Source organism: Serratia sp. CY52157, from assembly GCF_052168495.1.
GTDB classification, from domain to species: Bacteria; Pseudomonadota; Gammaproteobacteria; order Enterobacterales; family Enterobacteriaceae; genus Serratia; species Serratia ureilytica.
Genome location: NZ_JBJNMO010000008.1, coordinates 67,565 through 80,732, shown reverse-complemented (window position 1 = coordinate 80,732; position 13,168 = coordinate 67,565). Strand labels below are relative to the sequence as shown.

At 61.1% G+C, this 13,168-nt stretch carries 6 protein-coding genes and 3 tRNA genes; 5 read left to right on the top strand and 4 right to left on the bottom strand.

The window, feature by feature from the left end:
- Positions 1 to 188 precede the first annotated feature (188 nt).
- The 3 genes from ptrA to recD are packed head-to-tail and all read left to right on the top strand — an operon-like array spanning position 189 to position 8,472.
- Positions 189 to 3,077, top strand: coding sequence for a pitrilysin (gene ptrA / locus ACJ8IP_RS21515; RefSeq protein ID WP_164107397.1), 2,889 nt, complete (start codon positions 189 to 191; stop codon positions 3,075 to 3,077).
- The gene (gene recB, locus ACJ8IP_RS21510; RefSeq protein ID WP_164107393.1) at positions 3,074 to 6,625 is read left to right on the top strand and encodes an exodeoxyribonuclease V subunit beta; all 3,552 of its coding nucleotides are present in this window, start codon (positions 3,074 to 3,076) and stop codon (positions 6,623 to 6,625) included. The genes ptrA and recB overlap by 4 nt, the downstream gene beginning before the upstream one ends.
- On the top strand, positions 6,622 to 8,472 hold the full coding sequence (gene recD, locus ACJ8IP_RS21505; protein ID WP_099783497.1) for an exodeoxyribonuclease V subunit alpha: 1,851 nt from the start codon (positions 6,622 to 6,624) through the stop codon (positions 8,470 to 8,472). The genes recB and recD overlap by 4 nt, the downstream gene beginning before the upstream one ends.
- A 38-nt stretch (positions 8,473 to 8,510) precedes the next feature.
- On the opposite strand, the gene argA is transcribed toward recD, so the two are convergent.
- A complete protein-coding gene (gene argA / locus ACJ8IP_RS21500; RefSeq protein WP_015378910.1) occupies positions 8,511 to 9,836 on the bottom strand; it encodes an amino-acid N-acetyltransferase in 1,326 nt (441 codons plus the stop codon).
- Positions 9,837 to 10,075: 239 nt separating this feature from the next.
- Between argA and amiC the strand changes: the two genes are divergently transcribed.
- Positions 10,076 to 11,329: an N-acetylmuramoyl-L-alanine amidase AmiC gene (gene amiC, locus ACJ8IP_RS21495; RefSeq protein ID WP_033644859.1), complete on the top strand. Its 1,254-nt coding sequence runs from the start codon at positions 10,076 to 10,078 to the stop codon at positions 11,327 to 11,329.
- Positions 11,330 to 11,419: 90 nt separating this feature from the next.
- On the opposite strand, the gene ACJ8IP_RS21490 is transcribed toward amiC, so the two are convergent.
- The 3 genes from ACJ8IP_RS21490 to ACJ8IP_RS21480 all read right to left on the bottom strand — a co-directional run bounded on the left by ACJ8IP_RS21490 (position 11,420) and on the right by ACJ8IP_RS21480 (position 11,772).
- A tRNA-Met gene (locus ACJ8IP_RS21490) sits at positions 11,420 to 11,496 on the bottom strand.
- 64 nt (positions 11,497 to 11,560) lie between these two features.
- A tRNA-Met gene (locus tag ACJ8IP_RS21485) sits at positions 11,561 to 11,637 on the bottom strand.
- Between the two features lie 58 nt (positions 11,638 to 11,695).
- Positions 11,696 to 11,772: transfer RNA gene (locus ACJ8IP_RS21480), tRNA-Met, on the bottom strand.
- A gap of 216 nt (positions 11,773 to 11,988) precedes the next feature.
- Here ACJ8IP_RS21480 and mltA point away from each other — a divergent pair.
- The gene (gene mltA, locus ACJ8IP_RS21475) at positions 11,989 to 13,125 is read left to right on the top strand and encodes a murein transglycosylase A (protein ID WP_033644860.1); all 1,137 of its coding nucleotides are present in this window, start codon (positions 11,989 to 11,991) and stop codon (positions 13,123 to 13,125) included.
- The last annotated feature ends 43 nt before the right edge of the window (positions 13,126 to 13,168 follow it).

The following is a 13,168-nucleotide window of genomic DNA, read 5'->3' as shown; positions in this document are numbered from 1 at the left end:
GAAGGTTATATTCAACCATTGGGGTAATTCCCGGTCTTACATAACGTACAGGCATATACCCGCCGCGTTTTGGGGCGCCACATTGGCGAAGAACCCGGCGAGTACAGATTTGGTTATGGGGTTTTGATGTACGTCGCCAGCGTCAGGGAGTGGGCGTGGCGATGTCAGAATAGGGGTTTATTTTGGATATGCGCAGACAGTTGGCCCGCATCACCGGGCTGGTATTATTGGCTATGTGTTGGGCGCCGTTGAGCTGGGCCGCACAAGGATGGCAACCGCTGGCGGAGAAGATCAACAAGAGCGAGCACGATCCGCGTCAGTACGAGGCGATCAAGTTGGCTAACGGCATGACGGTGCTGCTGGTATCCGATGTCCAGGCGCCGAAATCGCTGGCGGCGCTGGCATTGCCGGTCGGGTCGCTCGAAGATCCGAACAGCCAACTGGGCTTGGCGCACTATCTGGAACATATGGTGCTGATGGGCTCCAAACGTTATCCCGAGCCGGAAAACCTGTCCGAATTCCTGAAAAAGCACGGCGGCAGCCACAACGCCAGCACGGCTTCTTATCGCACCGCCTTCTATCTGGAAGTGGAGAATGACGCGCTGGAGCCGGCGGTCGATCGCATGGCCGACGCCATTGCGGAGCCGTTGCTGGATCCGGGCAATGCCGATCGCGAGCGCAACGCGGTGAATGCAGAATTGACGATGGCGCGTTCGCGCGACGGCATGCGTATGGCGCAGGTCGGTGCGGAAACCCTCAACCCGGCGCACCCGAGCGCGCGCTTCTCCGGCGGTAATCTGGACACGCTGAAAGACAAGCCGGGCAGCAAGTTGCACTATGAGCTGACGGGGTTCTATAAGCGCTACTACTCCGCCAATCTGATGATGGGGGTGCTGTACGGCAATCAACCGCTGCCGCAGCTGGCTGACATTGCCGCAAAAACCTTTGGCCGCGTGCCGAATCATGACGCCAGCGTGCCGCCGATCACCGTACCGGCCGTCACGCCGGAGCAGCAGGGCATCATCATTCACTATGTGCCGGCGCAGCCGCGCAAGCAGCTGAAGGTTGAGTTCCGCATCGATAACAACAGCGCCGCGTTTCGCAGCAAAACCGACACCTACATCGGTTACCTGATCGGCAACCGCAGTAAAAATACCCTGTCCGACTGGTTGCAGAAGCAGGGATTGGCGGACGCCATCAATGCCGGCGCCGATCCGATGGTGGATCGCAACGGCGGCGTCTTCGCCATCAGCGTCTCGCTGACTGACAAAGGCTTGGCCCAGCGCGACCAAGTCGTCGCCGCCATTTTTAACTACCTGAAAATGCTGCGCAGCGAAGGTATCAAGCAGAGTTACTTCGACGAAATCTCGCATGTTCTGAATCTGGACTTCCGCTATCCGTCGATCACGCGCGACATGGACTACATCGAATGGCTGGTGGACACTATGCTGCGCGTGCCGGTTGAGCATGCGCTGGACGCGCCTTACCTGGCCGACCGCTATGATCCTAAGGCGATCGCTGAACGTCTGGACGCCATGACGCCGCAAAATGCGCGCATCTGGTTCGTCAGCCCCGATGAGCCGCACAACAAGACGGCCTATTTCGTCAATGCGCCTTACCAGGTCGACAAAATCACGCCACAGCGCTTTACGCAGTGGCAGCAGTTGGGCAGCGGCATTTCCCTGTCATTGCCGGCGCTCAACCCGTACATTCCGGATGATTTCACCCTGACCAAACCGTCGCATGAATTCAAAAAGCCGGAAATGGTAGTGGATAAGCCCGGCCTGCGCGTGCTGTATATGCCGAGCCGTTACTTCGCCGATGAGCCGAAGGCCGATGTCACCGTCGCTTTCCGCAACGCCAAGACCATGGATTCCGCGCGCAACCAGGTGCTGTTCTCGCTGACGGATTATTTGGCCGGCCTGGCGCTGGATCAGCTGAGCTATCAGGCTTCGGTCGGCGGGTTGAGTTTCTCGACGTCGCCGAACAACGGCCTGATGTTTAACGCCAACGGCTTTACCCAGCGCTTGCCGCAGTTGCTGACGGCGCTGATCGAGGGCTATTCCAGCTTCACGCCGACGGAAGATCAGCTGGCGCAGGCCAAGTCCTGGTACCTGGAGCAGTTGGACGCCGCCGAGAAGGGCAAGGCGTTTGAACTGGCCATTCAGCCGGTGCAGATGGTTTCCCGCGTGCCGTATTCCGAACGCAGCGAGCGCCGCGAAGTGCTGAAAACGCTGACGCTGAAAGACGTGCTGGCGTATCGCGACAGCCTGCTGGCCGAGGCCACGCCGGAGCTGCTGGTGGTGGGCAACATGAGCAAGCAACAGGTCGATACGCTGGCGTCGACGCTGAAGCACCGTCTGGGCTGTACCGGTATTGAGTGGTGGCACGGCGAAGACGTGGTGGTGGACAAGAACCAGCTGGCCAACCTGCAACAGGTAGGCAGCAGCACCGACTCGGCGCTGGCGGCGGTCTACGTACCGACCGGTTACGACGAAGTGACCGGCATGGCCTATAGCTCGCTGTTGGGGCAGATTATTCAGCCGTGGTTCTACAGCCAGCTGCGCACTCAGGAACAATTGGGGTATGCGGTCTTTGCCTTCCCGATGTCGGTGGGCCGCCAGTGGGGCGTAGGCTTCCTGTTGCAGAGCAACAGCAAACAGCCGGCCTACCTGTACCAGCGCTATCAGGATTTCTATCCGAAAACCGAGAAACGCCTGCGTGAAATGAGTGAGGCCGATTTTGAGCAGTACAAACAGGCGCTGATCAACGAACTCAAACAGCGGCCGCAAACCCTCAGCGAGGAGGCCAGCCGGTTCGCCAATGATTTCGATCGCGGCAACTTCGCCTTTGATACCCGCCAGAAGCTGATCGCGCAGGTGCAACAGCTGACGCCGACCAAACTGGCGGATTATTTCCACCAGGCAGTGATCCAGCCGCAGGGGCTGGCGGTGCTGTCGCAGGTCAGCGGCAGCGGGCAAGACAAAGCGGATTACGCGGCGCCTAAGGATTGGGTCACCTATCCGAACGCGTCGGCATTGCAGCAGATCCTGCCGCGTAAAGTGGCTACGCCATGACGGAAGTCGCCCCGCAGAGGCTAGAACCGCTGACGCTGCCGCTGTTTGGCGAACGCCTGATCGAGGCGTCGGCGGGCACCGGCAAAACTTTTACCATCGGCGCGCTGTATCTGCGCTTGCTGCTGGGATTGGGGGGGGAAGCGGCGTTTCCCCGCCCGTTGACGGTCGAAGAAATCCTGGTGGTGACCTTTACCGAGGCCGCCACCGAGGAGCTGCGCGGGCGTATCCGTGACAATATCCACGGGCTGCGCATCGCCTGCGTGCGCGGCATCAGCACTAACCCGCTGTTTTCGGCGCTGATGGAAGAAATTGACGATTTGTCTGACGCCGCTGCACAGCTGCTGGCGGCGGAGCGGCAGATGGACGAAGCGGCGATTTACACTATCCACGGCTTTTGCCAACGGATGTTGACGCACAACGCCTTCGAGTCCGGCATGCTGTTTGAACAAACGCTGGTGCAGGACGAACTGCCGCTGCGGCGGCAGGCCTGCGCCGATTTCTGGCGCCGTCATTGCTATCCGTTGCCGCTGGGCGTGGCGCGTGCGGTTAGCCAGGAGTGGAGCGGCCCGGAAGCGTTGCTGGCCGACCTTTCCGGTTATCTGCACGGTGAAGCGCCGGCGCTGCGGCGGCCGCCGAAGGACGAAGAAACCGTCCTGATGCGCCACGAGCAGATTTTCGCGCGCATCGACGCCATCAAGGCGCAATGGCGGGCGGCGGCGGGCGATCTTGAGGCGTTAATCGCCCAGTCCGGCGTCGATAAGCGCAGCTACAGCAGCAAACACCTGCCGAACTGGTTGAACAAGGTCGGCGAATGGAGCGGGCAGGAGACCCAGGATTACCAACTGCCGAAGGAGCTAGACAAGTTTCGCCAGTCGGTGCTGCTGGATAAGACCAAGAAGGGCGAGCCGCCGCGTCATGCGCTGTTCACGGCGATAGACGAACTGTTCGATGAACCCTTGACGCTGCGCGACCTGATCATGGCGCGCGCGCTCAGCGAGATCCGCACCTCCATTCAGCAGGAAAAGCGCCAGCGCGCCGAGCTGGGGTTTGACGACCTGCTCAGCCGTTTGGACAGCGCCCTGCAAAGCGGCGGCGGCGAACAGTTGGCGCAGGCGATCCGCCAGCGCTATCCGGTGGCGATGATCGATGAATTCCAGGATACCGATCCGCAGCAATACCGTATTTTCCAAAAACTTTACGTCGGCCGGCCTGATTGCGGCCTGCTGCTGATCGGCGATCCCAAGCAGGCGATTTACGCCTTTCGCGGCGCCGACATCTTTACCTACATGCGCGCGCGTTCAGAGGTGAGCGCCCACTATACGCTGGAGACCAACTGGCGCTCGTCGCCGTCGATGGTCGCCAGCGTCAATCACCTGTTTTCTCAGGTAGAAAAACCTTTCCTGTTCGGCCAAATTCCCTTTATTGAGGTTAACGCGGCGGAAAAGAACCAAGGGCTGGCGTTTGAATTGCACGGCAAGCCGCAGCCGGCGATGCAGTTCTGGCTGCAGCAGGGGGAAGGCGCGGGTGTAAGTGATTACCAACAGCTAATGGCGCGCCTGTGCGCCACGCAAATTCGCGACTGGCTCAGCGCCGGGCAGCAGGGCCTGGCGCGGCTGCAGAGCGGCAAGGCGTCACGGCCGGTGCAAGCCTCTGATATCACGGTGCTGGTGCGCAGCCGCAACGAAGCGGCGTTGGTGCGCGATGCGCTCAGCGCGCTGTCTATTCCGTCGGTCTACCTGTCCAACCGCGACAGCGTGTTTGACACCCCGGAGGCCAAAGACCTGCTGTGGTTGCTGCAGGCGGTGTTGGCGCCGGAGCAGGAGCGCACGCTGCGCAGCGCCATGGCCACCGGGCTGATGGGGCTGGACGCGCCGACGCTGGACGGCCTGAGCCGCGATGAGCGCGCCTGGGACGCGCTGGTTAATGAATTCGACAATTACCGCACGCTCTGGCTGCGCCGCGGCGTGTTGCCGATGCTGAGCGAGGTGATGAAAGCGCGCCAATTGGCGGAGAACCTGCTGGCCAGCGCCGGCGGCGAGCGTCGCTTGACCGACGTGCTGCATCTGGGGGAGCTGTTGCAAGAAGCGGCGGCGCAGCTCGACAGCGAGCATGCGCTGGTGCGCTGGCTGGCGCAGCAGATCGCTCAGCCTAATCGCCAGTCCGACAATCAGCAACTGCGGCTGGAGAGCGACCGGCATCTGGTGCAGGTGATCACGATCCACAAGTCCAAGGGGCTGGAGTTCGATCTGGTGTGGCTGCCGTTCGTCGGCAACTTCCGCCAGCAGCAGCAGGCGCTGTATCACGATCGCCACAGTTTCCAGGCGCTGCTGGACCTCGACGCCAATGAAGAGAGCCAGGCCTGGGCGGAGGAGGAGCGGTTGGCGGAGGATCTGCGTCTGCTGTATGTGGCGCTGACCCGCTCGGTGTACCACTGCAGTATCGGCATTGCGCCACTGTTCCAAGGCACGCGCAAGAAACAGGGCGATACCGACCTGCACCGCAGCGCATTGGGCTATCTGGTGCAGGGCGGGCAGCCCGGCGACGCCGTGTATCTGCAGGAGCGGCTGCAGCAATTGGTGGGCGGAGGTATCGCGCTGTCGCTGGTTGAACCGCCGGATGCAGAACCCTGGCAACCCCAGGCGTCGCTGGCCGAAGCGTTGGCGGCGAAAAGCTTTACCCGGCGGATCCAGGATTTTTGGCGGGTGACCAGCTATACCGGTTTGCAACAGCACGGCGCGAGCCTGATGCAGGATCTGCTGCCGCGTCTGGATGTCGACGCGGCCGGTGAGCGCGGGGAAGAAAGTGAGCCAGCGCTTACACCGCATACCTTCCCGCGCGGCGCAACGCCCGGCACCTTCCTGCACAGCCTGTTTGAAACGCTGGACTTCACCCAGCCGCTCGACGAACAGTGGCTGCTGGAACAGCTGCAGCAGCAAGGGTTCGCCGAACACTGGCAACCGATACTGCTGGCGTGGATGCAGGTGCTGCTCAATACGCCGCTCGATGACAGCGGCGTGACGTTGGCGGCGCTGACGCCGCAGCATAAGCAGGCAGAGCTGCAGTTCTATTTACCGATTAACCGGCTGTTGCAGGCGAAGGAGCTCGATGCTCTGGTGAAGCGTTACGATCCGCTTTCCGCCCGCTGCCCGGCGCTGGATTTCCATCAGGTGCAGGGCATGCTGAAAGGCTTTATCGACCTGGTGTTCTGCTGGCAAGGCAAATACTACCTGCTGGACTACAAGTCCAACTGGCTGGGGGAGGACAGCAGCGCCTATACCCGGCCGGCGATGGAGCAGGCGATGGCGGAGCATCGTTATGATCTGCAATACCAGCTGTATACGCTGGCGTTGCATCGTTATTTGCGCCATCGGCTGTCGGATTATGATTACCGGCGCCATTTCGGCGGAGTGATTTATCTGTTCCTGCGCGGCGTGGATGCGGCGCACCCGGGCAACGGCATTTTCACCTGTCTCCCCGCGTTTGAGCTGGTGGCGGGAATGGATAGCTTGTTCAGCGGCGAAGCTGCGGCGACGGAGGAAAAATCATGATCGCACTGCTGGAGCAGGCGGTGGCGCTTGGCGCGCTGCGCCCGCTGGACGTGCAGTTCGCCCGCGTGGTGGCGAGCGAAGACGAGCCTGATATTTTACTGGCCGCCGCCTGTCTGAGCGCAGAGGCGGGGGCGGGGCATGTTTGCCTGATGCTGGAGCAGCTGCAGGCGGACACGCTGTTTGAAGGGCGCCAACCGGCGCTGGCGCTGGCGCTGTGGGAGGCGGCCGGGCGACCGGATAGCGCACGTTGGCAGCAGCGCCTGGCGAGCAGCGCGGCGGTTGGGGACGGAAGCGGCGCTACGCCGCTGGTGCTGCGTGGGCAGCGCTTATATCTGCAACGCATGTGGCAAAACGAAGGTGAAGTGGCGGCGTTTATCGGCGGTGAAGGTGAATCGCTGACGGTGCCGGAGGAGGCGTTGCGCGCCATTCTCGACCGCTTGTTCGGCGCGGCGAGCGATGAACCCGACTGGCAGAAGATCGCCGCCGCGGTGGCTGCCACGCGGCGCATCGCGGTGATTTCCGGCGGACCGGGCACCGGTAAAACCACCACCGTCGCTAAACTGCTGGCGGCGCTGGTGCAACTGGATGAAAGCGCGCGCTTGCGGATTCAGCTGGCGGCGCCAACCGGCAAGGCGGCGGCACGCCTGACGGAGTCGCTTGGCAGCGCCAGCCGTCAGCTGGCGTTGACCCCGGCGCAGCAGGCGTTGTTCCCCACGGAGGCGGCGACGTTGCACCGTTTGTTGGGGGCGCAACCCAACAGTCAGCGCATGCGCTATCACCGCGGTAACCGGCTGCATTTGGATGTGTTGGTGGTGGATGAGGCCTCGATGGTCGATCTGCCGATGATGGCGCGCCTGATTGCGGCGTTGCCCGATCGGGCCCGGGTGATTTTCCTCGGCGACCGCGATCAGCTGGCCTCGGTGGAGGCCGGTGCGGTGTTGGGGGATATTTGCCGTTTTGCCGAGCAGGGATACAGCGAGGCGCGCGCCGCAGAGCTGAGCCGCCTGACCGGTTGTTCGATCGCTGGGCAGCGGGCCGAAGCGCAAGCGGCGGTGCGCGACAGCCTGTGCCTGTTGCGTAAGAGCTATCGCTTCGACGCCCGTTCCGGCATCGGTCAACTGGCGTTGGCGGTCAACGCCGGTGCGGGGGATCGCGCGCTGGCGGCATTAAACGGCCGTTTCGGCGATGTCGCGGGCTATGCGCTGGCGACGAGCGAAGAGTATCAGGCGCTGTTGGACGCGTGCGTGGCGGGCTATCGCGACTATCTGCGGCTGACTGCCGAAGGCGCGGATGCGGCGGCGGTGCTGGCCGCCTTTAGCCGCTTCCAGGTGCTGTGCGCGCTGCGTGAAGGGCCGTTCGGCGTCGCCGGCCTGAATGAACGTATTGAACTCGGGCTGCAGCGCGCCGGCCTGATCGACCGCAAACCGGGCGTGCTCGGCCGCTGGTATCGGGGGCGGCCGGTGATGATCGGCCGCAACGACAGCGCGCTGGGGTTATTCAATGGGGATATCGGCATTACTCTGCCGGATGAGCGCGGCGAGCTGCGCGTGCATTTCCAACTGCCGGACGGCAGCATCAAGTCGGTGCAGCCGAGCCGTTTGCCGGCGCATGAAACCGCTTATGCCATGACGGTGCACAAGTCCCAGGGATCGGAGTTTGAGCATACGGTTCTGGTGTTGCCGAACCATTTCCTGCCGGTGCTGACGCGTGAACTGGTCTATACCGCGATCACCCGTGCGCGTCAGCAGCTCTCGCTGTACGCCACGGACGCGGTGCTGCTGCGGGCCATTCGCACGCCGACCCAGCGTCGCAGCGGATTGGCTGAACGGCTGCAGACGACGGAATAAGCGATGAAGGGGCGCGGTAGCGGCCGCGCCCACAGGGATTACAGATCCGCCAGCAGAATTTTGGAGCGGCGTTGGTAGTTGTACAACGCCTGTTTCTGCATCGGCAGCACGTCGACCTCCGCCGGGGTGAAGCCACGCTCCTGGAACCAATGGATGCTGCGGGTGGTCAGCACGAACAGCTTCTTCAATCCCATCTGCCGCGCCTGATTTTCCACCCGCTGCAGCAGCATCTCGCCGCGCGAAGAGCTGCGGTAATCGGGATGCACCGCCACGCAGGCCATCTCGCCGATTTTTTCCTCCGGGAACGGGTACAGCGCCGCGCAGGCGATGGTCAGGTTATCGCGTTCGATAATGGTGAACTTGTCGATCTCCATCTCCAGCTGTTCACGCGAACGGCGCACCAGAATACCCTGCTGTTCGAGCGGCCGGATGAGCTCCAGAATACCGCCGATGTCGTTGATCGTCGCCCGGCGCACCTGTTCGGCGCTTTCCATCACGATTTGGGTGCCAATGCCGTCGCGTGAGAACAGCTCTTGCACCAGCGCGCCGTCCTCCTGATAGCTGATCAGGTGGCTGCGGCGCACGCCGCTGCGGCAGCCTTTCACCGCGCCGCGCAGGAAGCGCACGGTGCCGGAATGGTAATCACCGCCTTCCTCCAGCTCTTCAAGACGCTTTTGCGCGTCGTTGGGGAACAGCTCGGAAAGGATGTTGCCTTCCGCGTCGGTCACGCCCTGCGAGGAGCAGAAACCGATCATTTTTTCCGCTTTCAGTTTGATCGCCAGCTGAGTCGCGACTTCCTCCGAAGTCAGGTTGAAGCTCTCGCCGGTTACCGAGACGGCGACCGGGCCGATCAGCACGATGGCGTTGCTGTCGAGCTGACGATGGATCGCTTCTTCATCGATGCGGCGAATGCGGCCGCTGTGGCAGTAGTCGATGCCGTCATCGACGCCCAGTGGCTGCGCGATGATGAAGTTGCCGCTGACCACGTTAATGTGCGCGCCCTGCAGCGGCGTGTTGTTGAGGCTCATCGACAGCCGGGCGGTGATGTCCAACTGCAATAAACCGGCCGCCTGCTTGACTAACTCAAGCGTATGGGCGTCGGTCACGCGCGTATGCTTGTGGTAGATCGGTTCATAGTTGTGCTGCGCCAGGTTGGCGTCGATCTGCGGCCGTGCGCCGTAAACCACCACCAGGCGAATGCCCAGGCTATGCAGCAGCCCGATATCATTGACGATGTTGGAAAAATTCTCGTGTTCGATGGCTTCCCCACCGAGCATGATGACAAACGTCTTGCCGCGGTGGGCGTTGATATAGGGGACGGAGTGACGGAATCCTTGCACCAGCTCTGTACTACGTTCCTTCACGGGCAAACCTCTTTGCATATTTATACGATATTTTTGTATTTTTATTCTTTTATTGCGCCAATGGCAAGTGGGAAATCGTCATGAAGAGCGAGCTAAGGGCGCTAAATCGTTAATAAATTGAAAAACCATAAAAAGATTTTCTGATGACAGGGCTGGAATGATTGGTTAAAGTTTTCGGCATTCCCAAGTCATTGGTGTTTTTTTCATCTGTTGTAAACAGTTATTACTGCCGGAGCCGCATGCCAAACGCTAATCACAATCTGGGCCGCCGTCGTTTATTACAGGGCGTTGCCGCCAGCTGGTTGCTGAGTGTGAGTCGCACGGGCTTCGCCGCGTCATCGCACGTGATTGCCGTGCGCGTCTGGCCGTCCTCCACTTATACCCGCGTCACGCTGGAATCCAACGTCGAACTGAAATACAAGCAGTTCGCCCTGACCAATCCCGATCGCGTGGTGGTGGATATCGAAGGCGTGCATCTCAACAGCGTGCTGAAGGGCATCGCCGGGCAGGTGCGCGCCGACGATCCTTATCTCAAGCAGGCGCGTGTCGGCCAGTTCGATCAGAATACCGTGCGGCTGGTGCTGGAGCTCAAGCAAAGCGTCAGCCCGCACATGTTCTCGCTGGCGCCGGTGCCGGAGTATCGCAACCGTCTGGTGATGGATCTCTACCCGACCAAGGGCGGCAGCGGCGGCGAGGAGTATGATCCGCTACTGGCGTTACTGGAAGATTACAACAAAGGCGATCTGGAGCGCACGCTGCCGCCCGAAGCGCCGCAGGCCGGCAAGGCGGGGCGCGATCGGCCGATCGTCATCATGCTGGATCCTGGCCACGGGGGCGAAGATCCCGGTGCGATCGGCAAGTATAAGACGCGCGAGAAAGACATCGTGCTGCAGATTGCCCGCAAGCTGAGCGCCATGATCAAGCGCGAGCCGAACATGAAGGTGTTCATGACACGCAATGAAGACGTGTTTATCCCGCTCAAGGTGCGCGTCGCCAAGGCGCGCAAGCAACGCGCCGATCTGTTCGTTTCGATTCACGCCGACGCCTTCACCAGCCGCGCCGCGCGCGGGTCATCGGTGTTCGCGTTGTCCACCAAAGGCGCCACCAGCTCGGCGGCCAAGTTCCTGGCGCAGACGCAGAACGCCTCGGACCAAATCGGCGGCGTTAGCAAGAGCGGCGACCGCTATCTCGACCACACCATGTTCGATTTGATTCAGACCGCAACCATCAACGATAGCCTGAAGTTCGGCAAGGAAGTGTTGAACCGGATGGGTAAAATCAACCGGTTGCACAAGAATCGCGTCGATCAGGCCGGTTTTGCGGTGTTGAAGGCGCCGGATATCCCGTCGATCCTGGTGGAAACGGCGTTTATCAGCAATATTGAAGAGGAGCGCAAGCTGCGCACCAGCCATTTCCAGCAGCAGGTGGCGGAGTCGATTCTGGCGGGCATCAAGGCTTATTTCGCCAACGGCGGCGCGTTGGCGAGCCGATAGCGGCAGGGCCGGGCGCAAGTCCGGCTGTTTTTGCGGATTGCAGATACAAAAAAACACCCGTCAGGGTGCTTATCTGTTGTCATCAAGAGTTGGTTGCGGGGGCCGGATTTGAACCGACGACCTTCGGGTTATGAGCCCGACGAGCTACCAGGCTGCTCCACCCCGCGTCCGTCTTGATGCGGTATTACGACGAAACCACCGTTCATGTTATGCCGCTGGTACGGCATCGGTTGGTTGCGGGGGCCGGATTTGAACCGACGACCTTCGGGTTATGAGCCCGACGAGCTACCAGGCTGCTCCACCCCGCGTCCGTGTAATACTTTGTTATCGAACCCAAACGCAAAATACCGCCACTGCGGCATCGGTTGGTTGCGGGGGCCGGATTTGAACCGACGACCTTCGGGTTATGAGCCCGACGAGCTACCAGGCTGCTCCACCCCGCGTCCGATGGATGCGCACTATACTCTCCATGCGTTTTGTTGCAAACCCTTTTTGCATTTTATTGGCCTAAACCCGTTTTTCTGCTGAATTTGCCCGCAATTTGCCTTCTTTTTCATCACCATCCTCCGTGCGGCTTTTTTTATTTGCAGCGATTCCTTTATCAATGAGCGTTTGTTATCGTTCAGCCGGTAGATCATATCAGTTTGAGAGTGTGCGCGATGAAAGGACGTTGGGGCAAATACCTGCTGGGCGGGTTGATGGTGGCGGTATTGGCGGGCTGTTCGTCCAAGCCGACCGATCGGGGTCAGCAATATAAGGACGGCCGTCTGGATCAATCGCTGGAGCTGGTCAATCAGCCCAACGCCAAAGGTTCGCCGGTCAACGCCAAGGATTATTCGGATCAGCTGATGGAGATCAAGTACGCGTCGCCTTCGCTGTTTAACCGCAACAACAGCACCTATCAGGCGGTGCAAAACTGGATGGCGTCCGGCGCCGACACGCGCATGCTGAGCCAGTACGGCCTCAGCGCTTACCAGATGGAAGGCGTCGACAATTACGGCAACGTGCAGTTTACCGGCTACTACACGCCGGTGGTGCAGGCGCGCTATACCCAACAGGGCGAGTTCCGTTATCCGCTGTACCGCATGCCGCCGAAGGGTAGGGGCCGCTTGCCGGATCGCGCGGGCATTTATTCTGGCGCGCTCGACGATCGCTATATCATCGCTTACACCAACTCGCTGATGGACAACTTCATGATGGAAGTCCAGGGCAGCGGCTACGTCGACTACGGCAACGGTCAGCCGCTGGTGTTCTTCGGCTACGGCGGCAAGAACGGCCACGCCTACCGCAGCATCGGCAAAGTGCTGATCGATCGCGGTGAAGTGGCCAAGGCGGACATGTCGATGCAGGCGATCCGTCAGTGGGCGGATACCCACAGCGCCGCAGAGGTGCGCGAGCTGCTGGAGCAGAACCCGTCGTTCGTGTTCTTCCGCCCGGAAGCTTTTGCGCCGGTGAAAGGCGCCAGCGCGGTGCCGCTGATCGCCAAAGCGTCGGTGGCCTCCGACCGTTCGCTGATCCCGGCAGGCACCACGCTGCTGGCCGAAGTGCCGCTGCTGGACAACAAGGGTAAATTCACGGGAAAATACGAGATGCGTCTGATGGTCGCGCTCGACGTGGGCGGCGCCATCAAGGGCCAGCATTTTGACATGTATCAGGGCATCGGGCCGGAAGCTGGCCACTCGGCGGGGTACTACAACCACTATGGCCGCGTCTGGGTGCTGAAGAACAACGGCGGCGGCCAGCTGTTCAGCGCCAATCAGTCAAACGGCGGCGGTTCGTTGCTGGTCACCCGCTAAACGCGCACGGCGTGAAAAGATTGACCCGCAAGGGCCGGATTTT